23 protein-coding genes are annotated in these 26,306 nt (G+C 65.5%); 12 read left to right on the forward strand and 11 right to left on the reverse strand.

The genetic code is table 11. The features are described from left to right. Positions 1 to 136: 136 nt before the first annotated feature. The 3 genes from AC0L58_RS10755 to AC0L58_RS10765 all read left to right on the forward strand — a co-directional run bounded on the left by AC0L58_RS10755 (position 137) and on the right by AC0L58_RS10765 (position 4,203). Positions 137 to 1,240, forward strand: a complete 1,104-nt coding sequence (locus AC0L58_RS10755) for a Glu/Leu/Phe/Val dehydrogenase dimerization domain-containing protein (protein WP_473683222.1) — start codon at positions 137 to 139, stop codon at positions 1,238 to 1,240. Positions 1,241 to 1,374: 134 nt separating this feature from the next. After that, on the forward strand, positions 1,375 to 2,922 hold the full coding sequence (locus AC0L58_RS10760; protein WP_473683224.1) for a phospholipase D family protein: 1,548 nt from the start codon (positions 1,375 to 1,377) through the stop codon (positions 2,920 to 2,922). Between the two features lie 123 nt (positions 2,923 to 3,045). After that, positions 3,046 to 4,203 carry an isovaleryl-CoA dehydrogenase gene (locus AC0L58_RS10765; protein WP_473683226.1) on the forward strand — a complete coding sequence of 386 codons (1,158 nt, stop codon included), beginning with the start codon at positions 3,046 to 3,048 and terminating at the stop codon, positions 4,201 to 4,203. Between the two features lie 264 nt (positions 4,204 to 4,467). Here AC0L58_RS10765 and AC0L58_RS10770 read toward each other — a convergent pair whose 3' ends face one another. Continuing rightward, positions 4,468 to 7,323 (reverse strand): S8 family serine peptidase, encoded by a 2,856-nt coding sequence (locus AC0L58_RS10770; RefSeq protein WP_473683228.1) that lies wholly within the window; start codon positions 7,321 to 7,323, stop codon positions 4,468 to 4,470. Between the two features lie 221 nt (positions 7,324 to 7,544). Here AC0L58_RS10770 and AC0L58_RS10775 point away from each other — a divergent pair, with 221 nt between their 5' ends. The 3 genes from AC0L58_RS10775 to AC0L58_RS10785 all read left to right on the forward strand — a co-directional run bounded on the left by AC0L58_RS10775 (position 7,545) and on the right by AC0L58_RS10785 (position 11,142). After that, the gene (locus tag AC0L58_RS10775) at positions 7,545 to 8,729 is read left to right on the forward strand and encodes a thiolase family protein (protein ID WP_473683230.1); all 1,185 of its coding nucleotides are present in this window, start codon (positions 7,545 to 7,547) and stop codon (positions 8,727 to 8,729) included. Between the two features lie 226 nt (positions 8,730 to 8,955). Beyond that, positions 8,956 to 9,381, forward strand: a complete 426-nt coding sequence (locus AC0L58_RS10780) for a hypothetical protein (protein ID WP_473683232.1) — start codon at positions 8,956 to 8,958, stop codon at positions 9,379 to 9,381. A 153-nt stretch (positions 9,382 to 9,534) separates the two neighbouring features. After that, positions 9,535 to 11,142 carry a carboxyl transferase domain-containing protein gene (locus AC0L58_RS10785; RefSeq protein ID WP_473683234.1) on the forward strand — a complete coding sequence of 536 codons (1,608 nt, stop codon included), beginning with the start codon at positions 9,535 to 9,537 and terminating at the stop codon, positions 11,140 to 11,142. Positions 11,143 to 11,148: 6 nt separating this feature from the next. Here the strand turns inward: AC0L58_RS10785 and AC0L58_RS10790 are convergent, their stop codons facing one another. After that, on the reverse strand, positions 11,149 to 12,363 hold the full coding sequence (locus AC0L58_RS10790; protein WP_473683236.1) for an FAD-dependent oxidoreductase: 1,215 nt from the start codon (positions 12,361 to 12,363) through the stop codon (positions 11,149 to 11,151). A gap of 86 nt (positions 12,364 to 12,449) precedes the next feature. Here AC0L58_RS10790 and AC0L58_RS10795 point away from each other — a divergent pair, with 86 nt between their 5' ends. Continuing rightward, positions 12,450 to 13,070 carry a TetR/AcrR family transcriptional regulator gene (locus AC0L58_RS10795; RefSeq protein ID WP_473683238.1) on the forward strand — a complete coding sequence of 207 codons (621 nt, stop codon included), beginning with the start codon at positions 12,450 to 12,452 and terminating at the stop codon, positions 13,068 to 13,070. A 13-nt stretch (positions 13,071 to 13,083) separates the two neighbouring features. Here AC0L58_RS10795 and cgtA read toward each other — a convergent pair whose 3' ends face one another. The 4 genes from cgtA to AC0L58_RS10815 all read right to left on the reverse strand — a co-directional run bounded on the left by cgtA (position 13,084) and on the right by AC0L58_RS10815 (position 15,628). Continuing rightward, positions 13,084 to 14,163, reverse strand: coding sequence for an Obg family GTPase CgtA (gene cgtA, locus AC0L58_RS10800; protein WP_473683240.1), 1,080 nt, complete (start codon positions 14,161 to 14,163; stop codon positions 13,084 to 13,086). Between the two features lie 201 nt (positions 14,164 to 14,364). Further along, positions 14,365 to 14,622 (reverse strand): 50S ribosomal protein L27, encoded by a 258-nt coding sequence (gene rpmA, locus AC0L58_RS10805; protein WP_077514119.1) that lies wholly within the window; start codon positions 14,620 to 14,622, stop codon positions 14,365 to 14,367. Between the two features lie 19 nt (positions 14,623 to 14,641). Continuing rightward, positions 14,642 to 14,956, reverse strand: coding sequence for a 50S ribosomal protein L21 (gene rplU, locus AC0L58_RS10810; protein WP_473683243.1), 315 nt, complete (start codon positions 14,954 to 14,956; stop codon positions 14,642 to 14,644). A gap of 159 nt (positions 14,957 to 15,115) precedes the next feature. Continuing rightward, a complete protein-coding gene (locus AC0L58_RS10815; RefSeq protein WP_473683245.1) occupies positions 15,116 to 15,628 on the reverse strand; it encodes a DUF2059 domain-containing protein in 513 nt (170 codons plus the stop codon). 138 nt (positions 15,629 to 15,766) lie between these two features. Here AC0L58_RS10815 and uvrA point away from each other — a divergent pair, with 138 nt between their 5' ends. From uvrA to AC0L58_RS10835, 4 genes are all read left to right on the forward strand, one after another. Then, positions 15,767 to 18,700, forward strand: coding sequence for an excinuclease ABC subunit UvrA (uvrA, locus tag AC0L58_RS10820; RefSeq protein WP_473683247.1), 2,934 nt, complete (start codon positions 15,767 to 15,769; stop codon positions 18,698 to 18,700). Beyond that, entirely contained in the window at positions 18,697 to 19,137 is a 441-nt protein-coding gene (locus AC0L58_RS10825; protein WP_473683249.1) for an acyl-CoA thioesterase, read from the forward strand. The genes uvrA and AC0L58_RS10825 overlap by 4 nt, the downstream gene beginning before the upstream one ends. Positions 19,138 to 19,232: 95 nt before the next feature. Further along, positions 19,233 to 20,690, forward strand: coding sequence for a DUF4139 domain-containing protein (locus AC0L58_RS10830; protein WP_473683251.1), 1,458 nt, complete (start codon positions 19,233 to 19,235; stop codon positions 20,688 to 20,690). Between the two features lie 17 nt (positions 20,691 to 20,707). After that, positions 20,708 to 21,466: an enoyl-CoA hydratase/isomerase family protein gene (locus AC0L58_RS10835; protein WP_473683253.1), complete on the forward strand. Its 759-nt coding sequence runs from the start codon at positions 20,708 to 20,710 to the stop codon at positions 21,464 to 21,466. A 34-nt stretch (positions 21,467 to 21,500) separates the two neighbouring features. Here the strand turns inward: AC0L58_RS10835 and AC0L58_RS10840 are convergent, their stop codons facing one another. Genes AC0L58_RS10840 through AC0L58_RS10855 form a run of 4 tightly spaced genes read right to left on the reverse strand, consistent with a single transcriptional unit; the run spans position 21,501 to position 23,907 of the window. After that, on the reverse strand, positions 21,501 to 22,352 hold the full coding sequence (locus AC0L58_RS10840) for a sulfurtransferase (RefSeq protein WP_473683255.1): 852 nt from the start codon (positions 22,350 to 22,352) through the stop codon (positions 21,501 to 21,503). Continuing rightward, complete coding sequence (locus tag AC0L58_RS10845; RefSeq protein ID WP_473683257.1) at positions 22,349 to 22,954, reverse strand: NUDIX hydrolase; 606 nt, start codon at positions 22,952 to 22,954, stop codon at positions 22,349 to 22,351. Before AC0L58_RS10845 ends, AC0L58_RS10840 begins: the two co-directional genes overlap by 4 nt. Continuing rightward, entirely contained in the window at positions 22,951 to 23,142 is a 192-nt protein-coding gene (locus AC0L58_RS10850) for a DUF1289 domain-containing protein (RefSeq protein WP_473683259.1), read from the reverse strand. The genes AC0L58_RS10845 and AC0L58_RS10850 overlap by 4 nt, the downstream gene beginning before the upstream one ends. Before the next feature lie 27 nt (positions 23,143 to 23,169). Next, positions 23,170 to 23,907: an FKBP-type peptidyl-prolyl cis-trans isomerase gene (locus tag AC0L58_RS10855; RefSeq protein WP_473683261.1), complete on the reverse strand. Its 738-nt coding sequence runs from the start codon at positions 23,905 to 23,907 to the stop codon at positions 23,170 to 23,172. Between the two features lie 149 nt (positions 23,908 to 24,056). On the opposite strand from AC0L58_RS10855, the gene AC0L58_RS10860 reads away from it, so the two are divergent. After that, positions 24,057 to 24,839, forward strand: a complete 783-nt coding sequence (locus tag AC0L58_RS10860; protein WP_473683263.1) for an enoyl-CoA hydratase-related protein — start codon at positions 24,057 to 24,059, stop codon at positions 24,837 to 24,839. Positions 24,840 to 25,369: 530 nt separating this feature from the next. On the opposite strand, the gene AC0L58_RS10865 is transcribed toward AC0L58_RS10860, so the two are convergent. Further along, positions 25,370 to 26,272: a DUF1684 domain-containing protein gene (locus AC0L58_RS10865; RefSeq protein WP_473683264.1), complete on the reverse strand. Its 903-nt coding sequence runs from the start codon at positions 26,270 to 26,272 to the stop codon at positions 25,370 to 25,372. Positions 26,273 to 26,306 lie beyond the last annotated feature (34 nt).

Here is a 26,306-nt window from a genome sequence, read left to right on the forward strand (position 1 = left end):
GTTTTGATCGATCGCCCTGGCTACGGCCGGGGCGATCAGTTTCGAATGTTTATTCACGTCTGGCGGGTCAACATCAATCCCGCTGCTCATCGGGCGATGCCTTCGGGCAACGTCAATCCATGGAGTCACCGCTGCAATGATCTTTGAAACCATCGACAAGACCGGTCACGAAGAAGTCGTGTTCTGCCACAACAAGGATGCGGGGCTGAAAGCCATCGTCGCGATCCACAACACGGTGCTGGGCCCCGCGCTCGGCGGCCTGCGCATGTGGCCGTACAAGACCGAGGCCGAAGCGGTGAACGACGTGCTGCGCTTGTCGCGCGGCATGACCTACAAGAACGCGGTGGCCGGCCTGAACCTGGGCGGCGGCAAGGCGGTGATCATCGGCGATCCGAGCAAGGACAAGTCCGAGGCGCTGTTCCGCGCCTTCGGTCGCTTCATCAACTCGCTCAACGGTCGCTACATCACCGCCGAGGACGTCGGCATCGACGTCAACGACATGGAGTATGTATTTCGCGAGACCGAGTACGTCACCGGCGTGCACCAGGTCCATGGCGGTTCGGGCGACCCCTCGCCGTTCACCGCCTACGGCACGCTGCAGGGCCTGATGGCCACGCTGCAGTTCAAGCACGGCAACGAGGACGTGGGCAAGTACAGCTACGCCGTGCAGGGCGCGGGCCATGTCGGCGGCGAGTTCATCAAACTGCTGCGCGAGCAGGGTGCCAAGGTGTTCGTCACCGACATCAACAAGGACGTGGTGCAGCGCTGCGTGGACGAGCTGGGCTGCGAAGCCGTGGGCCTGGACGAGATCTACGACGTGGACGCGGACGTGTACAGCCCGTGCGCCCTGGGCGGCACGGTCAACGAACAGACCATCGACCGGATCAAGGCCAAGATCATCTGCGGCCCGGCCAACAACCAGCTGGCCACCGACGAGATCGGCGATGAGCTGACCCGTCGCGGCGTGCTTTACGCGCCGGACTATGCGGTCAACGCGGGCGGCGTGATGAACGTGTCGCTGGAGATCGACGGCTACAACCGCGAGCGCGCGATGCGCATGATGCGCACGATCTACTACAACCTGGGCCGGATCTTCGAGATCAGCAAGACCGAGAACATCCCGACCTACCTGGCCGCCGACCGCATGGCCGAGGAGCGCATTGCCGCGATCGGCAAGATCAAACTGCCGCACATGGGCAACAACGGCACCCGCTTCCAGGGCCGCATGCGCGGACAGTAAGCACGCTCCACCGCGCCGTGCCTGATGTTGGTACGCGTGATCGCCAAAGGCCTGCCGTTGATCGCGGCAGGCCTTTGCACATATAGCGTCATAAACGGAATAATCGTGCGCAGGAGGTGTCAAGGATGCGCAGGATGATGATCTGGCTGGGTTGGGGTTTGCTGGCCCTGGTGCTGCTGGTATTGAGCGGGCTGCTGCTCGCCGACCACCTGACCCCGCGCGCCACCGGCGCACCCAGCACGGCCTTGCCCGTGCAACCGGCGCAGACTCGGCTCGACCGCGAACTCGCGCCCTACCTCGCCAGTCATCCCGGCCAGACCGCGGCGACCTTGCTGCCGGAGGGACTGGACGCCTTCGCGGTGCGTGCGGCATCGGCACGCCTGGCCGGGCGCAGCCTGGATCTGCAGTACTACATGTGGCACGACGACCTGGTCGGCCACCTGCTGGCACGCGAGGCTTATGCCGCCGCCGAGCGCGGCGTGCGCGTGCGCATCCTGCTCGATGACATCAACACCAAGGCGCTGGACCCCGCGATGCTGGCGCTGGATGCGCATCCGAATATCGAGGTGCGCCTGTACAACCCGTTCCGCAACCGCAGTGGCATCTGGCGATCGCTGGAGATGGTGCAGCGCTTCTTCAGCGTCAACCATCGCATGCACAACAAGGCGTGGATCGTGGACGGCCGGCTCGCCGTGGTCGGCGGCCGCAACATCGGCGATGAATATTTCGACGCCGAAAGCCACGTGAACTTCCGCGACCTGGACATGCTCCTCGCCGGCCCGGCAGTCGCCGACGCCAGCGCCATCTTCGACGACTTCTGGAACTCCAGCGCGGCGGTGCCGATCGGGGCACTGAACCCGCAGACACCGCAGGCCCTGCAGACCCTGGTGGCGCAGCTCACCAGCGAGGCCGCACTGCCGGGCGCAAAGGCATATCTGCAGCGTGTCGCCGACTCGCCGTCCGCCCAGCGACTGGTGAATCACGAACTGTCCGTGCACTGGAGCGCCAACATCGTGGTCGCCTCCGATCCGCCGCTGAAGGCACGCTCCAGCGACCGCAGCCACTGGCTGGTGCAGCGTCTGAGCGCGCATCTGGCTGGCGGGCACAGCGAGGTGTTGCTGATCTCGCCCTACTTCGTACCCGGCACGCACGGCACCGCGACACTGGTGGGTCTGTCGCGGGCAGGCGCACGGGTCGGCGTGGTCACCAATTCGCTGGCTGCAAATGATGTACCTGCGGTACACAGTGGCTACGAGCGTTACCGGCGGAAACTTCTCGAAGGTGGCGTGCATCTGTTCGAGATCCGCCGCAACGGCCCGAAGCTGGGCCAGAGTCTGTTCGGCAGCAGCGGCGCCAGCCTGCATACCAAGGCCTTCGTGATCGACGGCGAGCGCGGCTTCGTCGGCTCGTTCAACCTCGACCCGCGCTCGGCCAATCTCAACACCGAGATGGGCGTGCTGTTCGACGACGCCGGACTGGCGCACGATTTGCGCCAGGAATACCTGCGTCTGGCTTCGCCCACGTTGAGCTATCTGGTGCAACTTGGCCCGGACGGCTCGACCCAATGGCTGGATGGCAGCACGCAACCGCCGAGGGTACTCACGCATGAACCCGACGCGGGCTGGTGGTTGCGCACCGTCACTCGCGCGATGAGCTGGCTGCCGATCGAATCGCAGCTGTAACAGGCGTTGCGCGGATCGGCCCTCCCGGCGCGCGCACGGTCCGCCCCACGGTCCGGCGTTGAGGTGCTGCGTGCGCTAAAATCATGGCCTTGGACACCCCAGCCTGCACCCATGGAGTAAGCGATGCGACCGTTTCCGCTTGGAGAAGATATCGACCTGCTGCGCGAGTCCGTGCACGGTTTCGCGGAAAAGGAGATCGCGCCGCGCGCCGACAGGATCGACCGCGACAACCTGTTTCCCGCCGACCTGTGGAAAAAATTCGGCGAGATGGGCCTGCTCGGGGTGACGATTCCGGAGGAGTACGGCGGCAGCGGCCTGGGTTTCCTGGCCCACATGGTGGCGATGGAGGAGATCTCGCGCGCCTCGGGCTCGGTCGGTCTGTCCTACGGCGCCCATTCCAATCTCGCCGTGCAGAACATCTTCCATAACGGCAACGAGGCGCAGCGGCGCAAGTACATCCCGAAGATGTGCTCGGGCGAATACGTGGGCGCGCTGGCGATGAGCGAACCCGGCGCCGGCTCGGACGTGGTCGGTTCGATGACCTGCAAGGCCGAGAAGAAGGGCGATGTGTGGGTCGCCAACGGCAACAAGATGTGGATCACCAACGGACCCGACGCCGACGTGCTGCTGGTCTACATGCGCACCGCGCCGCGTACCGCCGGCAGCCGCTGCATGACCGCCTTCATCGTCGAGAAAGGCATGAAGGGTTTCCAGACGGCGCAGAAGCTCGACAAGCTCGGCATGCGCGGATCCAACACCTGCGAGCTGGTGTTCGAGGATTGCGAGATTCCCGAGGAGAACATCGTCGGTGAGGTCAACGAAGGCGTGCGCGTGCTGATGAGCGGCCTGGACACCGAGCGACTGGTGCTTTCCGGCGGCCCGCTCGGATTGATGCAAGCGGCGCTGGACATCGCCCTGCCCTACGTGCGCGAGCGCAAGCAGTTCAACGCGCCGATCGGCACCTTCGGCGTGATGCAGGCGAAGATCGCCGACATGTACACGCGGCTGCAATCCTCGCGCGGCTTCGCCTACATGGTGGCGCAACAGTTCGATGCCGGCGTGAAGTCACGCATCGACCCGGCCGCCTGCCTGCTCAATGCCTCGGTCAACGCGGTGCAGGTGGCGCTGGAAGCAATCCAGAGCCTGGGCGGCAACGGCTATATCAACGAGTTCCCGGCCGGACGCCTGTTGCGCGACGCCAAGCTGTACGAGATCGGCGCCGGCACCAATGAGATCCGGCGCATGCTGATCGGCCGCGAGCTGTTCCACGGCAAGGCTTGACGCTCGCACACGAGGCCAATGGCGACGCGAGTCGAAGGCGGCGGGCATAGCCCGCCCTACGCGGTGATCCATCTGTGCGCTTTTGTAGGGCGGGCTCCGCCCGCCATTTGCGACGCGGACCGGGCGGCGGGCACAGCCCGCCCTACGGTGCCGTGCACCACGCAAGCCGCTTGTGTAGGGCGGGCTCCGCCCGCCGTTTGCGACGCGGGTCGGAGCGGCGGGCATGGCCCGCCCTACGGCGTCGTCCACGATCGGGCGACGCCGTCAGAACGCCCAGTTGAAACTCAAGCTACCCATCTGCGCTTGCTGACGCTGACCGAAGGATCGGTCGTATCCCAGCTGCAGGCTTGCGCGCGGGTTCATCGTCCAGTCCAGCGTGGTGCCGGCCACGCCACCGTAGCGCGACAGGCCGATGCCGCTGACCGGAGCAAACTGGTTGATGCCACTGAAGCTGGCGTCAAACAGCTCCCCACGCACACCGAACGAACGCTGCCACAGCATGCGTCCTTGCAGGCTCAGGCTGCCACCGTTGGCCAATGCCCAGGAACGGGTGGCACGGAATCCTGCGCCGGCCTTCCACAAGGCCGTGGTCTGCGCCGAGGATTTCAGGCCGAAACCGTACGCGCCCCATTCGTTGAAGCCATCCCGTTGCAATTGGGCGTACTGCAGGTTGATGTAGGGCGTCACCTGGGTGCGGCCCAGCGACAGGCGATAGCCGCTTTCGCCATAGGCCACGCCGTAACGGCCGTTCACATTGCTCGCCACGCCGGCAAACTGGTCGCCCAGCTGCACCTGTCGGCGCATGTTTTCCCGGTACGCGCCCACGCCGAAGCGACCCATCGTGTACCACGAACCACGGATCACGCCGCCGTACAGCATGCCTTCCAGCGCGTGGCTACGGCCCTGGTCGGCGCTGTCTGCCAGCCGCCCGAGGCCCTGGCTCTGGCTGATTGCGTAACCCGCCACGCCGTTGCCGGCGACGCGGAAGTCCTGGCCGACCAGCCAGCCACTGAGGTCGACGCCGACATTGCTGTAGCCGCTGCGCGACAGGTCACCGTGATAGCCGAGGTTCTGCGTCCACCCACCGGCTTGCGGGTGATCGACCAGGTCATCGAAGTGACTGGACAAGGCCCGCGTTCCCGCGTCGATGGCCTGCAGCGTCATCGCTGCGCTGGCGGCATGCAGCTGGCCCGAGAGGCTCTGCAGCGAGTTCTGCATGGTGTCGATGCTGGACGAGTGCTGCAGGCTGCCCGCGCCCTGGATGAAGCTGGCCGATGCCGGCGCGATTCCGGACGGTGCGGCCGGGCCCAGTTGGACGTTGATCTGGTCGAACGCCTTCTGCACCCGCTGCGCGGCACCGAAGGAGGCCGGCGTGTAGCTCATGCCCTGCACCGCGGTGACCTTGACCTGCGACACGTCCAGCCAGGCGCTGTTGGTGTCGTAGTTCAACGTGGCGGTGAGCAAGGTGACGTTCGAACTCTTGTTGAGCGCGCTGAACTTGCCGCTCAAGCCGCCGTCGGCAGTGAGCACATCGGTATGCGAATTGACCACGTAGCCGCTTTCCATGCCGGTCACGTACAGATCGCCGCCGGTGATGCTGGCCGTACCGCTCACGCGCAGCGCCGAGCCCAGCGACAGCGCCAGCCGGCCGTTGCCACTCTGGGTGTAGTTGCCGGCCACGTTGACGTCGCCACCCGCCACACCGAGCACACCGGCATTGTTGACGCCGCCGCCGATCGTCGGCGTGCCGCTCAAGGTACCTTGCGCATCGATGTTGACCGTGCCGGCCAATGCCTTGGCCGTCAACACGCCACCTTCGATCCGGGTCGTGCCGGTATAGGTAGAGGGCTGCGTGAGGTTCAGCGTACCCGTGCCCTGCTTGATCAGGCCACCGGCACCGGAAATCGGGTTGCTCCAGGTCGACTGCCCGCTGAAGCTCACCGTGACATCGCCCCAATCGAACTTGCCCGGACCATTCACCGCCTTGCCGACGTTCAGCTCGCCGTAGCCGAACACGGCGTCCGGACCCGGATCACCGAGGTCGTCGGCCGTACCCAGCAGGGTCTGGCGCACCAGATCATTGGTGAAATACGGGAAGGCCTGCCATACCACGGCGGCGGCACCCGATACCGTGGGCGCGGCAAACGAGGTGCCCTTGACGATGTAGTAGTCCGGGGAGGTGGTGGCGCTGGTGGTGTCCTTGTCCAGCACGATCACGTCGCCCGGTGCGGCCAGGCAGTAGCTCATCGCCTTGCCGCAGGCATTCGAGTAGCTGGCCAGCTGACCCGGATGGTTGCTGTCCACCGCCACCGCGACCAGCCAGCCTTGTTCGAGCTGCGGGTCCAGGTTGGGCAAGGCTGCAATATCGCTGGGATCACTCCTGGAATCGTTGCCTGCGGCAAATACCACCAGGCCGCCGTGCTGCACCACGAAGGGACGGTAGGCGTCGGCAAATGCCTTGTTGATCGTGGCGTCGGTGGTGTCCCAGTAAATGCCGCCCCAGGAATTGTTCATCACCTGCACGCCGGCGCTGATCAAGGCCGGGTTGAGCGTGTTGGCAAAGAACGAGGCATCGTCGGCGGTGACCTTGTTGCCCTGGCCCGAACCGTCATCCTGCGGCTCCTTGTCGCTGATGATACGGGCTGACACGAGGCTTGCTCCGGGCGCAATGCCACCCGGGAATTTGTCGAATGCCTTGCCGGCCGCGATCTGGGAGACCCACGTGCCGTGCCCGACCACGTCATCGATCTTCGTATTGTTCACGGTCGAGTCGACGTAGATCAGTTCCTGCTTGACCCGCCCGGCCACGGCCGGATTGTTGCGCATGATGCCGCTGTCGACGACGCCGATGGTGATACCGCTGCCAATGAAGCCTTGATCGTGCGCCACATACGTATTGGTCAGCGCCAGTTGGGCATCCAGCGGCGGCTGATCCGCCGGCGGCGGCGCAGGTGGTGGTGCCGGGGGTGGCGCCGGTGGCGGTGCAGGAGGTCCGGAGGGGTTCACCGGCGGCGGCTTGATCAGGCCATTGCCGCCACCGCCACACGCGCTCAACGCCAAGGCCAGCGCCGCCACCAGGGCCACGTTGGTACGGCGCCACCCAGCTTCGATCCCGTTCATCCTGCATCCCTCCCGAATTGACTATCTGCGCAGGCATTCCCCCCGATCCGGATTGCCGCGCTCCCTTGCGCATCTTGGCACAACGAAAAGCCAATGAAACGTGCGACAGCGCCGGTTCCTGCACGCGCCCTCCCGATTTGCTGCCGTTCCTGCCGGACTGCGATAATCGGGAGATAGTTTCCTGGCGTTCGCGCCTTCCAGTTACCCAGCGGAGTGTCACCATGTCGGATTCCAGTGTCGTCATCGTCGGTTCCAAGCGCACGCCCATCGGCTCGTTCCTTGGTCAGTTCACCGGCGTCCCCAGCCCGACCCTGGGTGCCATCGCCATGCGTGCCGCGCTGTCGCAGTCCGGCGTGGCTCCTGCCGACGTCAGCGAGGTGATCATGGGCTGCGTGCTGCCGGCGAACCTCGGCCAGGCACCGGCCCGCCAGGCCGCATTGGCCGCCGACCTGCCCACCGGCACCGGCTGCACCACGATCAACAAGGTGTGCGGCTCGGGCATGAAGTCGATCATGCTGGGACACGACCTGATCAAGGCCGGCTCGGCCAGTGTGGTGGTGGCCGGCGGCATGGAGTCGATGACCAACGCGCCGCACATGGTCAACGCCCGCACCGGTATCCGCTACGGCGACGGCCAACTGGTCGACCACATGGCCTGGGACGGCCTGACCAATCCTTACGACGGCAAGTCGATGGGTGTGTTCGCCGAATCGTGTGCCGACAAGTACCACTTCAGCCGCGAAGACCAGGACGCCTTCGCGATCGAGTCGGTGAACCGGGCCAAGGCCGCCCAGGCCAATGGCGCGTTTGCCGATGAAATCGTGCCGGTGACGGTCAGCGGCCGCAAGGGTGACGTGCAGGTCGACACCGACGAACAGCCGGGCCGCTCCGATGTCGCCAAGATCCCGAACCTGCGTCCGGCCTTCCGCAAGGAAAACGGCACGGTCACCGCCGCCAGTTCCTCAAGCATCTCCGACGGCGCGGCGGCCGTGGTGATGCTGTCGGCCGACGATGCCGCCAAGCGTGGCCTGAAGCCGCTGGCACGCATCGTGGCGCATGCCACCCACTCGCAGGAGCCGGAGTGGTTCACCACGGCGCCGGTGGGCGCGATCCAGAAAGTGCTGGACAAGGCCGGCTGGAAGGTCGAGGACGTCGACCTGTGGGAGGTCAACGAGGCCTTCGCGGTAGTCGCGATGACCCCAATGAAGGAACTGGGCATTGCGCACGACAAGCTCAACGTCAACGGCGGCGCCTGCGCGCTGGGCCACCCCATCGGCTGCAGCGGCACACGCCTGGTGGTCACCCTGATCAACGCCATGAAAACCCGCGGCCTGCGTCGTGGCGTGGCCACCTTGTGCATCGGTGGCGGCGAAGCGACGGCGATCGCCCTGGAATGCATCGACTGAGGACGACCGGATCGGTTCAACGGGCGGCCGGGTCGTGCTCGATGAGTCGAAGCATCCGGAGTCAAACCACGCGACGAATCAGGAGCACCTCGAAGCCTTCACCTGACGTTTGCGTAAATCGGTTTTCAATTACTCCCCATTCGACACCACAAAGATGTGGCGCAATTCCCGCGAACGCGTTATTAATACACGGCCAAACGGCATTCCACGGCAAAGGAGATCCACCATGAAGTTTACGCGTACCCTACTCGCCGCCGCGCTCGTCGCGCTGTTGGCGGCATGCAGCAATGGCGCGCAGGATTCCGCGCAAGACGCCCAAAAGTCCGCTGACACCGCTCAGCAGGCTGCGGATCAGGCCCAGCAGGCAGCTGCGGCTGCTCCGAACACCGCTACCGAGCAGGCTGCGAGCCAGGCTGGCAACGCGGCTGACGCGGCCAGCAACGCGGCAAACCAGGCCGCCAGCGCTGCCAGTGCAGCTTCGGCAATGGCTCCGGCCGAATCCGACGCCGCCAAGGACTCGATGTCGATGGCCAAGGATGCCGCAGGCAATGCTGCCGATGCAGCCGACAAGGCCGCTGACGCTGCCAAGAGCGCTGCCAGCAACGCGAAGGACGCTGCTGACAAGGCCAAGGACGCTGCGAAGGGTCATTGATCTTTCCGCACTGTGCATGAAAAACGGCCGCCTCGCGCGGCCGTTTTTTTTGTGGGTCGCTTGATGGACCAGAAGGCAATTTCGGTGGTTGGCGATCGCCGGCTATCATGGAGCGTCCCTGGGAGCCTTTCATTTCTCCGTGAGCCCGCATCCATGAGTGTCATTACATCGCAGATCGATCCCCGTTCTCCCGAGTTCCAGGCCAGCAGCACGCAATTGCGCAGCGTGGTCGAAGACTTGCAGCGCGAACTGGCACGCACGGCGGAAGGCGGCGGAGCCAAGGCTCGCGAGAAGCACGTGGCTCGCGGCAAACTGCCGCCGCGCGAGCGCATCCGCGCCCTGCTCGATCCGGGCTCACCCTTCCTGGAACTCTCGCCGCTGGCGGCACATGGCATGTACGACGATGCCGCGCCTGCCGCGGGACTGATCACGGGCATTGGCCGGGTCAACGGCACCGAGGTGGTGGTGGTCGCGAACGACGCCACGGTCAAGGGCGGCACGTATTTCCCGATGACGGTGAAAAAGCATCTGCGAGCGCAGGAAGTGGCATTGGAAAATCGCCTACCCTGCGTTTACCTGGTCGACTCCGGCGGCGCCTTCCTGCCGCTGCAGGACGAGGTGTTCCCGGACAAGGAGCACTTCGGCCGGATCTTCTACAACCAGGCGCGGATGTCGGCGCTGAACATTCCGCAGATCGCGGTGGTGATGGGTTCGTGCACCGCCGGCGGCGCCTATGTACCGGCGATGAGTGACGAGACCATCATCGTGCGCGAACAGGGTACGATCTTCCTGGGCGGGCCGCCCCTGGTGAAGGCGGCTACCGGCGAGGTGGTGGATGCGGAAACGCTCGGTGGCGCGGATGTCCATACCTCGATCTCCGGCGTGGCCGATCACTTCGCCGAGAACGATGCGCACGCGCTGTCGATCGCGCGCGACATCGTCGGGCATCTCAATCGCACCAGGCAGATGCCGCTGGCGCTGCGTACGCCGGTGGAGCCGAAGTATCCGGCCGAGGAATTGTACGGGGTGATCCCTGCCGATACGCGTCGCCCGTTCGACATCCGCGAGGTGATCGCGCGCATCGTCGACGGCTCCGAATTCCACGAGTTCAAGGCGCGCTACGGCAAGACCCTGGTCTGCGGCTTCGCCCACATCCACGGCTACCCGGTCGGCATCGTCGCCAACAACGGCATCCTGTTCGCCGAGAGCGCGCTCAAGGGCGCGCACTTCATCGAGCTGTGCAACCAGCGCAACGTGCCGCTGGTATTCCTGCAGAACATCACCGGCTTCATGGTCGGCAAGAAGTACGAACAGGCCGGCATCGCCAAGGACGGCGCCAAAATGGTGACCGCGGTGGCGTGCTCGCACGTGCCGAAATTCACCGTGGTGATCGGCGGCAGTTTCGGCGCCGGCAACTACGCGATGTGCGGCCGCGCCTACGGCGCCCGCTTCCTGTGGATGTGGCCGAATGCGCGCATCAGCGTGATGGGCGGTGAGCAGGCGGCCAGCGTGCTGGCCACGGTCAAGCGCGACGGCATCGAGGCGCGCGGCGGTGAGTGGTCCGCCGATGAGGAAGAAGCCTTCAAGGCGCCGTTGCGCGAGCAGTACGAACGCCAGGGCCACCCCTATTACGCCAGTGCCCGGCTGTGGGACGACGGCATCATCGATCCGGTCGATACCCGCCGCGTGCTGGGGCTGGCCATCTCGGCGTCGATGAACGCCCCGATCGAGCCACAGCGTTACGGCGTGTTCCGGATGTAATGCGGTTCAATCCTGCGGAGCGTTTTCCAGCAAGCTGCGGATCGGGCCGAGCGCACGCTTCAGCGTGATGTGCGGGGTGATGGCATCGCGCACGGCCGCGAGTGCACGGCTGCGGTGGAACATCAGCTTGGCCAGCGTCCGCGAATTGTCCTGCGCCGCCTCGACCCGTGGCCGCTGGGTACGTTCGTAGTCGCGCAGAACTTGCGGCACGGCCGTTCGGCTGGCGCCAGTCAGTCGCGCGGCCAGCACGCCGGCCGACTCCATCGCCATCGCCGCGCCCACCCCGGCGGTCGGCAGAAAACCGGCCGCCGCATCGCCGAGCAGGACCGTGCGACCTACCGACCAGACTGCGCTGCGGCAATCGGCGAGATGCCAGTAATACGGCTCGACGTTGGCCGCCAGTGCGTCTATGGCGCGAGTCATGCGTGCGCCCGGCGCCGACAGATCGGCGCGAATGCGTTCGACGAAATGCTGCGCTCCGTGCCGGGTGTCGCGCTGATCGCCGCCGATGAATACGCCGACGCGGTCCTTCACCGGATAGGCACCGACGAAGAATCCGGCACCCCAGATTTCCTCGTACAGATCGGCCTGCGCCGGATCGCCATCCATCCATGTCACCCAGCCACCCCAGCCGGAGTCGTAGGTCGTGACCTGGTCCGGTCGCAGAATCAATCCGCGCGTCGACGAGTGGATGCCGTCGGCTGCCACCACGAGGTCGAACTCGGCGTCGATCTCGTGCTCGGGCTTTGCACTCCCGTCCTGCAGGATGGCGGCTACAGCGTCATCGGTTGCCGTCGCGGCCTTGAGCGTCGCGGCGTAACTCACCGGCGCGCCACCCTCGGCCAACGCCTGCAGCAATGCACCGCGCGCGATGCCGCGGTAGTCACCGAAATTGTTGAACAACTCCCCCAGCTCGTATTCGCGCAGCACCTGCCCGTGGCGCCCGCGCACCTGGTAGCGATGCAGGGACATGCTGCGCTGGCGATACGCGCGCTGCACGCCGATGTGCGAGATCGCCGAATCGACCAGCGGCAACAAACCGAGCATGTAGCCCTCATCGGCAGCGGCGCTCTCGCGTTCCACGAGTACCGGATTCAGCCCCTGCGCGCGCAGCAGTTGCGCCAGGGTGAGGCCGGCGACGCCGGCACCCACGATCAATACGCGCAATGGGTCGTCCTGCACCTGATCCAATTGCTGTTCCACGGAAACGGATGTGAGCATGGCGTTCTCCCACTGGACCGGTCGGTCCAATCGGTGCATCCTAACCAGATTGGACCGGCCGGTCCAGTCAAGCTACGCTGTGCCCCATGTCTCCTTCCGCAGCCGTTTCGATGAAGCCCGAGCGCTACCAGCACTTGCTGGTCACGGCCGCCAACGAGTTCGCGCGGGCGGGCTACGAACGCGCATCGCTGAACGCGATCATCCACACCTGCGCGATGAGCAAGAGTTCGTTCTATCACTACTTTTCATCGAAGCAGGCGCTGTTCGAGCACGTGGTGACGGCAGCCACCGAGGCCCTGGTCCGCGATCTGGACGTCCCAGCGCCGGCTGCGCTCGCGGGGGCCGCTTATTGGGACCGCATCGCCGAGCTGATGGCCCGGTTGCTGGCGGTATCCGCCCGGCAGCCGTGGTACACCGACGCGGGCAAGCTCTTCTACCTGCCCGATGCGCCAGTCGCGCAGAGCCCGGCGCTGCAACAGGCGCTGGGCCGTGCCGCGCAATGGTTGGAGCAAGTGCTGGCGACCGGTCGGGACTGTGGCGCGGTGCGCAGCGACCTGCCAGCGTCGCTGCAGGGCGAACTGGTGTTTGCGGTCTTGCAGGCCATGGATCGATGGTCCCTGCAGCACATGGATGACATGGATGCCGCAGCGCGTCAGCGTCTGGCCAGGCACCAACTCGACAGTGTGCGGCGCTTGCTCGCACCGTGACCCGTGCGTCGCATCAATCCTGCGGATCTTCCCCGCGCCGGCGCACGTCGCCCGGCAACATTTCGGTGCGCTCCTCGCTGACCTGACGCGCGGTCTCGAAGAATTGCTGCACCTGCTGGCAGACCTCCAGCGTGTTGTCGCGGGCGATGGCCGAAATCAGGAACCAAGGCTGGGTCCAGCCCAGCTCGGCAATGACCTTGCGCGCTACCTCGTCGCGCTCGTCCTGCGCCAGCATGTCGGCCTTGTTCAGCAGCAGCCAGCGTGGGCGTTCCAGCAGTTCCGGGTTGAATTTTTCCAGTTCCAGCTCGATCGCACGCACCTGCTCGGCCACGTCGGAACCATCGATCGGCGCGATGTCGACCAGGTGCAGCAGCAGGCTGGTGCGCGCGACGTGGCGCAGGAACTGGATGCCCAGCCCGGCGCCCTCGGCGGCACCCTCGATCAGGCCGGGAATGTCGGCGATCACGAAGCTCTGGTCCACGCCAAGGCTTACCACCCCGAGGTTTGGATGCAGGGTGGTGAACGGGTAATCGGCCACGCGCGGCGTTGCCGCCGATACGGCGCGAATGAAGGTGGACTTGCCGGCATTGGGGAAGCCAAGCAGCCCGACATCGGCCAGCAGGCGCAATTCAAGCTTGAGCTCGCGCACGTCGCCCGGCGTGCCCGGCGTGGCCTTGCGCGGCGCGCGGTTTACCGAACTCTTGAAATGGATATTGCCCAGCCCGCCCTTGCCGCCCTGTGCCACCAGCATGCGCTGGCCGTGGCTGGTCAGGTCGCCGATCACCTCGTCGGTGTCGACATTGGTGATCATGGTGCCGACCGGCACCCGAATCGTGTTGTCGTCGCCGCCCTTGCCATACATCTGGCTACCCATGCCGTTCTGGCCGCGCTGCGCCTTGAAGCTGCGCTGATGGCGGAAATCGACCAGGGTATTGAGGCCTTCGTCGGCGACCAGCCAGACCGAGCCGCCGGATCCGCCGTCGCCGCCGTCGGGACCGCCGAACGGGATGAACTTCTCGCGCCGGAAGCTGATGCAGCCATTGCCGCCATCGCCGGCCTGGACTTTGATGATTGCTTCGTCGACGAATTTCATTTGAGGGCCGGGATTGGGGAGTCGGGATTCGGGATTGGAAAGAGCGGGCAATCGTGGATATGGTACGGGACGCAGAGTGTCGGGGCTCTTGCGAATCCCGAATCCCCGCTTTCAACAGACGAATGTCTGGTCATCCCGAATCCCGCGCAAAAACGAAAAACCCCGCCGAAGCGGGGCCTTCGCTGCCGCATCGCGAAAGGCTTACGCCTGCACGACGTCGACGAATCGACGGTTCTTGTCGCCGCGCACGGCGAAATGGACCTTGCCATCGACCAGCGCGAACAGCGTGTGGTCGCGACCCAGGCCCACGCCGGTACCCGGATGGAACTGGGTGCCGCGCTGACGCACGATGATGTTGCCGGCTTCGATGGCCTGGCCACCGTAGACCTTGACGCCGAGGTATTTCGGGTTCGAATCGCGACCGTTGCGGCTGGAACCTACGCCTTTTTTATGTGCCATGACTCAATGCTCCAGTTGCTCAGGCGTTGATGCCCGTGATCTCGATTTCGGTGAAATGCTGCCGATGGCCCTGCTGACGCTTGTAGTGCTTGCGGCGGCGGAACTTGATGATGCGGATCTTGTCGGCGCGACCATGCTTGCGCACGGTGGCACTGACGGTGGCGCCTTCCACGACCGGCGCACCGACCGTGATCGACTCGCCCGTGCCGACCAGCAACACCTGGTCGAAGCTCACCGTGGCGCCTTCATCGGCGGTCAACAGCTCCACGCGCAGCACGTCTCCCTGCTGCACACGGTACTGCTTGCCACCGGTCTTGATGACTGCATAACTCATGGGAATGCCCTTCTGTCGTTATTCTCTTGGGTATCGTCCGCGCCCATTCAGGCCCGGCGAATCGCGGATTATAGCGAGCGAAGTCCGGGCTGGTCAAATACTGACCATCCAGCCCGAACCGGGCCCGCGAAGGCATCGCGGCAGGGGCGGCGGGACGGCTCAGTGACCGGTGGGCGGCGCCGCCGCCGACCCCGCCGTCGCAGGACTGGCCAGGCAGCGGCCATTGGCGTCCAGCGTGCCCTTCTGTTGCAGCTCCTTGATCATCGCCTCGCCGCGCTCACGCCCCCACTGCTGGCCGATCTTCATGCCCTCGGCCATGGTCACCGGCATCTGGCTGATGACCTTCTGGCCCAGCGGCGATTTGTAGAACTTCAGCAGGCCGGCCACGTCCTCGGCGGTGAAGTGCTTCTGGTACACAGGCACCATCTTGTCCATCAATTGCTCGGTACCACTGGCGTCGATGAAGTTCTGCCAGTACGACGCAGGCACGCAGGGCGCCGCCTGGCCCATGATGCCGGCCATCTGCGAGTTCATCTGGCCGAACATCTGGTCCAGATGCATGACTTCGAACAATTGGCGCACCTGCTGCTTGCTGGGCGGTGCCGCCGCGACCTGACAGCTGGCGGCCAGGGCGAAGGCCGCGCCAACCACGATTCCGATCCGCTTGCGCATGACTTTCTTCTCCTGTCGATAGTTGGAGGTCTGCCCGGGTGGCGGTGAAGGCTTCACCAGGTCACACCAGTACCCACGATTCGCTGAACCAGCAGAACTACTTGGTATAGTAATCGATCCCCCCCATATACGGCGTCCATGGACACCATTCGCATCCGCGGCGCACGCACGCACAACCTCAAGAACATCGACCTCGACCTGCCACGCGACCAGCTGATCGTGATCACCGGCCTGTCCGGTTCGGGCAAATCCTCGCTGGCCTTCGACACGATCTATGCCGAAGGCCAGCGGCGCTACGTGGAATCTCTTTCCGCGTACGCACGCCAGTTCCTGTCGATGATGGAAAAGCCCGACGTCGACCATATCGAAGGCCTGTCGCCGGCGATCTCGATCGAGCAGAAATCCACCTCGCACAATCCGCGCTCCACCGTGGGCACGATCACCGAGGTGTACGACTACCTGCGCCTGCTGTACGCCCGCGTGGGCACCCCGCGTTGCCCGGACCACGGCACGCCGCTGGAAGCGCAGACGGTGAGCCAGATGGTGGACGCCACGCTGGCGCTGGATGCGGAGAAGCGCTACATGTTGCTGGCGCCGGTGATCCGCGAGCGCAAGGGCGAACACGTGCAAGTGTTCGAACAACTGCGCGCGCAGGGTTTCGTGCGCGCACGCGTCGATGGCACAGTCCACGACCTGGATGCGGTGCCGCCGCTGACCCTGCGCCAGAAGCACACCATCGAAGCCGTCATCGACCGATTCCGTCCGCGCGAGGACATCAAGCAGCGCCTGGCCGAGTCATTCGAGACGGCGTTGCGCCTTGGCGACGGTCTGGTGATCGTGGCCAACATGGATGATCCGGCCGTGCCCGAACAACTGCTGTCCTCGCGCTTTTCCTGCCCGGTGTGCGACTACTCGCTGCCGGAGCTGGAGCCGCGCCTGTTCTCGTTCAACTCGCCGATCGGCGCGTGCCCGGGCTGTGACGGCCTGGGCGTGACCCAGGTGTTCGATGCGGAACGGGTGGTACGTCATCCCGAACTCTCCCTGGCCAGCGGCGCGGTGCGCGGCTGGGACCGGCGCAATGCGCACTACTTCCAACTGATCCTTTCGTTGGCGGCGCACTACGGCTTTGACGTGGACACGCCGTGGCAGGAGCTTTCCGCCGAAGTACGGAAGGCCGTGCTTTACGGCAGCGGCAAGGAAAGGATCGCGTTCCGCTACCTCACCGAACGCGGCGGCAAGGTGACCCGCGAGCATGCGTTCGAAGGCATCCTGCCGAACCTCGAACGGCGCTACAAGGAAACCGAATCCTCTGCCGTGCGCGAGGAACTGGCCAAGTACATCAGCGACCAGCCCTGCCCCGCTTGCGAGGGCCAGCGACTGAATCGCTCGGCGCGCAACGTGTTCGTCGCGGACCACGCGCTGCCGTCACTGACCCATCGCTCGATCGACGACGCGCTGGCGTTCTTCGCCGACCTCAAGCTGGTCGGCTGGCGTGGCGAAATTGCGGCGAAGATCGTCAAGGAGATCCGTGAGCGCCTGACCTTCCTCAACGATGTCGGCCTGAACTACCTCACCCTGGATCGCCAGGCCGACTCTTTGTCGGGCGGCGAAGCGCAGCGCATCCGCCTGGCCTCGCAGATCGGCGCCGGCCTGGTCGGCGTGATGTACGTGCTGGACGAACCCTCGATCGGCCTGCACCAGCGCGACAACGCGCGCCTGCTCGGTACGCTCACTCGTCTGCGTGATCTCGGCAACACGGTGATCGTGGTCGAGCACGACGAGGACGCGATCCGCATGGCCGACCATGTGCTCGACATCGGCCCCGGCGCCGGCGTGCACGGCGGCGAGATCGTGGCGCAGGGCAGCGTGCAGGACATGCTCGATTCGCCGCGCTCGGTCACCGGGCAGTTCCTCTCCGGCGCACGCGCGATCGAAGTACCGAAGGAACGCCGCCAGCCGATCAACGAGGAGTCGTGGCTGCACCTCAGGGGAGCCAGCGGCAACAACCTCAAGAACATCGACCTGTCGGTGCCGGCCGGCTTGTTCACCTGCATCACCGGCGTGTCCGGCTCGGGCAAGTCCACCCTGATCAACGACACGCTGTTCCACCTCGCTGCCGCCGAATTGAACGGAGCCGGCACGCAGGCGGCACCGTACAAGTCGGTCGAGAACATGGACCTGTTCGACAAGGTCGTCGACATCAACCAGTCGCCGATCGGCCGCACCCCGCGCTCCAACCCCGCCACCTACACGGGGCTGTTCACGCCGTTGCGCGAGATGTTTGCGCAGGTGCCTGAAGCACGCGCCCGCGGCTACACGCCGGGTCGCTTCAGCTTCAACGTGCGCGGCGGCCGCTGCGAGGCCTGCGAAGGCGACGGCATGATCAAGGTGGAAATGCACTTCCTGCCCGACGTCTACGTGCCCTGCGACGTGTGCCACGGCAAGCGCTACAACCGCGAGACGCTGGAAGTGCTGTACAAGGGCCACACCATCGCCGACGTGCTCGACATGACGGTGGAGGATGCGCTGAAGTTGTTCGAGAACGTACCGACCATCGCGCGCAAGCTCGACACGCTGCGGGCGGTGGGGCTGGACTACATCAAGCTCGGCCAGAGCGCGACCACGCTGTCCGGCGGCGAGGCGCAACGCGTGAAGCTGTCCAAGGAACTGTCCAAGCGCGATACCGGCCGCACCCTGTACATCCTCGACGAACCCACCACCGGCTTGCACTTCCACGATATCGAACAGCTGCTCGACGTGCTGCACCAGCTGGTCGACCAGGGCAATACGGTGGTGGTGATCGAACACAACCTCGATGTGATCAAGACCGCCGACTGGGTCGTCGACCTTGGTCCTGAAGGTGGTGACGGCGGCGGCCGCATCCTCGTCGCCGGCACGCCGGAGACGGTCGCGGCCACAGCCGCCTCGCACACGGGACACTTTCTCGCGCCCCATCTGAAGCCGGTCAAGTCAAAAAAACCGGGTGCTCCCAAGCGGGTCAAAGCCGCCACCAAACACATCGCCTCGGCCGACAAGTACAAGCCGATGCGCGGAAGGAAAAAACGCCCATGAAATCCGCTGAATCCAGCGCCGCCGTCAACACCGACACGCCACTGTTCGTCGCCACCCTCGGCGTGCGCTGGCGTGACCTCGATGCGTTCAACCACGTCAACAACTCCAACTACCTGACCTACCTGGAAGAAGCACGCCTGCAGTGGCTGCGGCACGTGCGCGACTGGTTCAGCGAGGATGCCATGCCGGTCCTGGCGGCCAGCGAACTGCAATATCGTCGCCCGATCGCCTGGCCGGCCACGCTGCACATCGAGCTGCGCTGCACGCGACTGGGCAACAGCTCGCTGACGCTTGCCCACCGCATCGTCGATGCCGATGCCGCCAGTTGCCTGTACAGCGACGGTCATGTGGTGATGGTGTGGATGAACCCCGCCACCGGCAAGTCGGCGGCGCTGCCCGCTTCGATCCGGGCTGCAGCTCACGATGCCACTCCTTGATGGTGCCGAGGCGTTGCGCGGAAGATCCCACCCACGCAAACCATTCACCTGCCATCATTATGATGGGGCCTGGTTTCCATGATGGAGTTTGCTCGATGACCACATCACCGCGCAGCGCACTGACCCTTTCCGTTGCATGCACTCTCGCCTTGGCCGGGCTTGCGCCGGCCCATGCAGCCAGCCCCACCGCACTGACGGTGTATCGCAGCGACAGCAGCGCGCTGTATGCCAGCAGTGGCGAGGGCAGCGTCGACGACGGCTATGCCGTGGTGCGCGAGCAGCGGACCTTGCAACTCGCTGCCGGCACGCATGACGTGACCCTCGGCGATCTTCCCCTCCACATCGATCCCGAAGCGATCGCCCTTGGCTTTCCCGATGGGAATGCCAAGGTCTTGTCGCAACGCCTGCTGCTTGCCGAAGGCGCGTCGGGTGCGTTGACCGGGCTGGTCGGGCACAAGATCAACGTGTTGGGCAGCAATGGCGAATCACTCGCGGATGGCACCCTGCTGCGTGCGGGCAACGGGTTGCTGGTCAAAGGCGTAGCCGGGACCACGCTGGTTCAAGACTACGCGGCGGTGCGTTCGGGCGACGGCTCGTTCCCGACCGGTTCAAGCCTGGATCTGCTCGTGGATGCCAGCCGCAGTGGCCCGGCCAAGGCCTCGCTCAGCTATCCCACCTCCGGTCTCGGCTGGCGCGCCGCCTACGTGGCCACGCTGCAGCCGGGCGCCACTTGCCGCATGCAGTTCGAAGCACGCGCCAGCATTGCCAATCGCAGCGGGCGCAACTGGAACGACGCCGAGCTGACCCTGATCGCCGGCGAGCCGAACATGTCCAAGCCTTCCGGCCCGCGCCCGATGATGGCGATGGCGCGAGGCTTCAACGCCAAAGCCGAAGCCATGCCGCAACAAGACAGCGTCGGCGACTATCGCAGCTTCACCCTGCCCGACCCGGTCAACCTGCCCGACGGCAGCGTCAGCCAGGTGCCGCTGTACGCCACGCGCGCGCTGGACTGCGTGCGCACTACCCTGCTGGAAAACGGCAACGCGTACCAGCCGCGGCAGCCCAATCTCAATCGTGATTTCGACCAGTCTGGCGGCGCCATCATCAGCACGCTGAAATTGAAGGCGTTCGACAGCCTGCCCGCCGGCTACCTGCGCGTGCTCACGGCTGATCGCCACGGTGTTCCGCAATTCGTCGGCGAAGGCCGCATCAACGATACCCCCAAGGGCAGTGACGCCACGATCACGCTGGGCACGCCGTTCGACCTGCGTGCCGAGCGCTCGCGCACCAGTTTCCATGTCGACAAGCAGGGCCGCACGCTGGACGAGGCCTTCCGCATCGACCTCAGCAATGCCGGCGACCAGGCGCGCACGGTGACGGTACGCGAACATCCGAACCGCTGGCGCGAGTGGAAGCTGGTTTCCTCCAGCAGCAAGCCGACCACCCAGACCACCGACACCCTCGAATTCCGCGTCGAGGTGCCCGCCCACGGCAAGGCCACGTTGAACTATGCCGTGCGCTACAGCTGGACTGCCGACGAACAGCCGCAGTAATTCAAACGGAGTACACCATGCTCAAACTGACCACCCACGACAGCGCCATCCGCGAAATCCAGCTGGCCCGACCGCCGGTGAACGCGCTGAACCTGGAATTGCTGCAGGCGCTGCACAAGGCGATCGACGACAGCGTCCGTGAAGGCGTGCGCGGCATCGTGTTGTCCGGCGCGCAGGGGCTTTTCTCCGCGGGCGTGGATGTGCCTGCCCTACTCCAACTCGACCGCCAGGGCGTGCGTGAATACTGGCAGGAATTTTTCGCCCTGTGCGGCAGCATGGCGCGTGCACCGATTCCGCTGGTGGCGGCGATCACCGGCCACAGCCCGGCTGGCGGCGCCGTGCTGGCGCTGTTCTGCGATTACCGGGTGATGGCCGAAGGTCCGTTTCGGATCGGCCTCAATGAAGTCCAGGTGGGCTTGATCGTCCCCGAAGCGATCCAGCTGGCGCTGCGCCGCGTGGTGGGCACCTACCGCGCCGAGCGGCTGCTGGTCTCCGGCGCGATGATCGAATCCGCCGACGCGCTCGCCTGTGGCTTCGTCGACGAACTCACCGGCGTCGACCAGGTCACCAAGCGCGCCCTGCATTGGCTGGGAGAACTGCTGGCGCTGCCTTCGCACGCCATGTTGACCACCCGCGAACTGGCCCGCGCGGATCTTGCCAACGCCTACGCCGATATGGACGCACTTCCGCTGGACGACTTCATCGAAGCGTTCTTCCACCCCGAGACACAGGCCGTGCTGCAACAGCTGGTTGCACGTTTGAAGAGCAAAGGCTGAGACCCGCATGTCTGCAGGAGTGCATTCCTGCAGATCAGCCCTTGGCCACCGGACGGGCCGGGTCGCTGACCCAACCGCTCCACGACGGTGCGTACAGCCGTGATCCATGCAGGCCGGCATATTCCATCGCCAGCAGGTTGTGGCAGGCGGTGACACCGGAGCCGCACATGTGGATCACCTGGTCGGATGCCGTGCCATGAAGCACCGCATTGAATTCGTCGCGCAACTGCGCCGCCGGCTTGAAGCGGCCATCGCTGCCCAGGTTGTCGGCGAACGGCCGGTTCAACGCGCCAGGCACGTGTCCACCCACACGATCCAGCGGCTCGACATCGCCGCGATAACGCGGCGCGGCGCGGGCGTCCAGCAATTGCCCCGCCGCGCCGTCGGCGACAGCCGCGTGGTCGATCAGGACCTGGCTTGCGTCGTATTGCAATGACACGCTGCTCGCCGGTCGGGACGCCGCGACGCCCGACTCGGTCGGCAAGTCTGCTGCCAACCATGCCGGGTAGCCGCCGTTCAAGACCGCGGCAGTGCGAACTCCGGCCAGGCGCAACAACCACCACAGCCGCGCCGCAGCCAGCGCACCGCCGGCAGCGTCGTAGCTGACGATCTGCATGCCGGCTTGCCACCCCCAGCGCGACAGCAAGGCCTCGAACGCGGCCTGCAGCGGCAGCGGATGCCGTCCGAGGCCTTCGCTGATCCGCGACAGGTCCGACAAGTCGCGATCCAGGCTGGCGTAGACCGCGCCGGGAATGTGACCCTGCCGATAATCCTGCTCGGCCTTGTCGGGATCGCCCAGATCGAAGCGGCAATCAACGATCACCACCGTTTCCGACGGCAATGCTGCCAGTTCGGCGACGTCGATCAAGCTGGTCTTCAGCGTCATGTTCGGCCCATCCTCTCGAGCAGGTTGTAGAGCATGGCGGCGGTAGCACCCCAGATGCGATGGCCACCATGGACGAACTCCACCATCGGCCGGCGATGGCCGCGCCACTCCATGGTGTAGCGCCGCAGGTTTGCCGGCTCCAGCAGGAACGACAACGGTACCTCGAACACCTCGGAGACTTCGTCGGGTGCCGGGTACAGGCGCGCACTGGCGTCGATCGCCGCCACCACCGGCGTGATGCAGAAGCCGCTGATGGTCTCGAACCGATCCAGATAACCCAGCGGCCTCACCAGCTTGCGATCCAGCCCGATCTCCTCCTCGCTTTCGCGCAATGCCGTGGTCAGGGCGTCATCATCGCCGGGCTCGGTACCGCCACCGGGGAAGGCCACCTGGCCGGCGTGCGCATGCAGGTTGTCGTTGCGCACCGTGAGCACCAACCGCGGCTGCACGCCTTCGCGAAAGCCCACCAGTACGGCTGCAGGTCGGCGTTCGGGGGTACCGAGCAGTCGCGACATGTCCGCATGGTTCCAACCCGAACCGGTCGGTGGCGTCGTCAGCGGCAACAACGCGCCGACCACGTCGTCGAGCTTCTCATCGATCACGGCTGCCGGCGCCGCGGCAGGATCACCTGCATCACATGCAGCCGCTCGAAATCGCTCATCGTCCGCCAGCGAGCGATTTCCTCGCCGTTGCGCTGGCAACCCTCGCAAAAGCCGCGCCCGTCCAATCGGCAGACGCCGGTACAGGGGGTCAGCGGGGCGGGGGGCGAAGTATCCGGGGCGTTCGACATGCCGACTCATGGTAGCACCGGCGCCCCTCAGCGCTGGTCATGATCAGGCTTGATGGCCAGCAATTCGATCTCGAATCGCAGTGCCTCGTTCGGGCCGATGCGGGGCAACATGCCCTCCTCGCCGTACGCGAGTTGCGGCGGGATAACCACTTTCCAGCGATCGCCCACATGCATGCGCGGAATCACGTCGCGCCAGCCGGGGATCATCTTGTCCACCGGAAAACTCACCGGCGCACCGTGCGCCAGGGTGCTGTCGAACTCGGTGCCATCGACCAGCATGCCGCGATAGTTCAACACCACGGTGCTGGTGACCGTGGGGTGTACCGTGCCGGCACCCTTGCTCAGCACGGAATACTGGACACCCGACGGCAATTGCACCACGCCGGGCTTCTTGCGGTTCTGCGCCATGAATGCCGCGCTCTTGCGTGCGTTGGCCGCAGCGATGCGCTTGAACTGGGCCAGCGCGTCGCGGTGCATCTGCTCCTGCAGCTGCTGCAGTTGTGCCTGCATCTGCTGGATCGGCACCGCCGGCTTGCGTTTGGCGTAGGCGTCGGCAATCGCCCGCTGCAGCGTGGGCAAGTCGACATCCGGCGTGCCTTCGGCAAAGCGGCTGCCGATCTGGTACCCGATCGCATAGGAAAGCTCGGCTTTGTCCGGCTGGGTCGTCGTGCTCGCGGCCGGGGCGGACTCCTGCGCTCGCAGCGCGCCGCCCAGCAACGCACCAACGAGCAGAAAACCAATAAGCCGTGTTGCACTTGTCGCCATCAATCCATGCTCTCTCTGATGAAGATGAGCCGCGCGTGCCATGCATGAACCCTGCATCGCATGCCGCCATGCATACGGGTCTGAGAAACCCGCCGCCCGCAAAGGTTCCCGCTGCTACCATCGACAACTCGTTCCCCATGGAGCCGATCATGGCCTTTCGCAACCTGGAAACCAGCAACCGCGGCGCGGTACGCACCATCGTGGTCAATCGCCCCGACAAACTCAATGCGCTGAACCGTGACACGCTCAATGAGTTGACGCTGGCCTTTGCGCAGGCCGCCCAGGACGATGCCGTGCGGGTGGTGGTGTTGACCGGCGCAGGCGAAAAGGCGTTCGTGGCCGGTGCCGATATCGCCGAGATGAACGCCTACACGCCGACCCAGGCACAGGCCTTCTCGCGCGCCGGCCAGCGCCTGATGAGTTCGATCGAGCGTCTGGGCAAACCGGTGATCGCCCGTATCCAGGGCTTCGCGCTCGGTGGTGGCATGGAACTGGCCATGGCCTGCCACCTGCGCGTGGCCAGCGAGAAGGCGAAATTCGGACAACCGGAAATCAACCTCGGCCTGATTCCCGGCTTCGGCGGCACCCAGCGCCTGCTGCGGCTGGCCGGCCGCGGCGCGGCGCTGGAGCTGTGCCTGACCGGCGCGGTGATAAACGCCCAGCGCGCCTTTGAGCTGGGCGTGGTGACTCGTCTGGTCGCCGCCGAGGGGTTGGACGAGGCAGTCAGCGCATTGGCCGATCAGCTCGCCGCCGCGGCGCCGTTGGCAGCCGCGGGCATTCTCGATGCAGTGCTGCAAGGCGGTGAAACCGCACTGGACCAGGGCCTGGAGTTCGAAACGCAGGGCTTCGCACTGGCGTTTTCCACTGACGACATGCGCGAAGGCACCAGCGCCTTCCTGGAAAAGCGCAAGGCCGAATTCAAGGGTCGGTAGGGCGGGCTTTGCCCGCCATTATCATGCCCCGCCAAAGCCGGCGGGCGGAGCCCGCCCTACGTGGGGTTCAAGGCGTGATGATGGATGACTCAAGCATTGCGCCGATGCCGTAGGGCGGGCTATGCCCGCCATCGGCGTCCCGCGGAACAGCCGGCGGGCGGAGCCCGCCCGACGTGGGGGTTCAAGGCATGATGATGGATGACTCAGGCATTGCGCCGATGCCGTAGGGCGGGCTATGCCCGCCATCGGCGTCTCGCGGAACGGCCGGCGGGCGGAGCCCGCCCCACGTGGGGGTTCAAGGCATGATGAGGGATGAATCAAGCATTGCGCCGATGCCGTAGGGCGGGCTATGCCCGCCATCGGCGTCCCGCGGAACAGCCGGCGGGCGGAGCCCGCCCTACGTGGGGGTTCAAGGCGTGATGAGGGATGACTCAGGCATTGCGCCGATACCGTAGGGCGGGCTATGCCCGCCATCGGCGTCCCGGGGAACAGCCGGCGGGCGGAGTCCGCCCTGCGTGAAGTCAGCTGGCTCAATGCCCGCCGGCGTATTTCTTCTCGCCAGCCGTCACGCGCAAGTCCAGCCGGTTTTCCGGCGGCGCCAGCGGGCACGTCGCGAATGGCGTGAAGGCACACGGCGGGTTGTAGGCCTTGTTGAAATCCAGCACGACCTTGCCGTCCTTGGGCGGATCGACATAGACGAAGCGAGCCGCACCGTAGGTTTCCTTGCCGCTGGTACGGTCGGCGAACACCACGAAGTACTGCGCATCGCCCGGCTCCTCGATCACCGGCAGCAACGCGAATGCCTTGCCGTCCCGCGTGAACTCCAGCTTGCCCGGCACCGGGAACTTGTCGACCGTGCCGATGGCCGTCCCCATCTCCAGCGTTTCGCCGGGCTTGGCGGGTACCCAGGTCGCCTCGATCCGCCACGACGGGTCGATCGGGAATGAGTCGATGCCCGCGAAGTGCTTGCGGGTCGGTGCGTTGGTGTCCTTCACGCGCAGCCCTTTGCGGCCGCTGCGGTCGATGGCGTAGAAGCTCGCCGTACCGAAGCTCACCGTGGTGGGGGCGGCATCGCCGGCATGCGCATCGTCGACCAGCACGGCCTGCGCGATGGGCTTGCCGTCGATGAGCGCGCCACTGTCCGGCGCAAGGGTGAGTTGCATGCGGCCATCCGCGGCCAGCGTGATCACACCCAGGTGCGCGGGTCCGGCCTTCAGCACGATGTCGTTGTCGGCAGCGCTGCCGATGCGGTTGTCGCCGGGCTTGAGCCATTCCAGGCCGATCAGACTCAACCAGCCATCCGGCGCGGTCAGCCGTTCGACCCGACCGGCGTGCCACTGCTCGATGTCCTGTTTGTAGTGATCAACGTCGGTGGCGTGCACGGTAGCGACTCCCAGTATGGCGGCGGCAACGATCAGACTGCTGCGTATCATCAATTTTCCCCAGATTCGAATTTGTCCCGACACC

This window comes from Rhodanobacter sp. G2-10 (genome assembly GCF_055809185.1).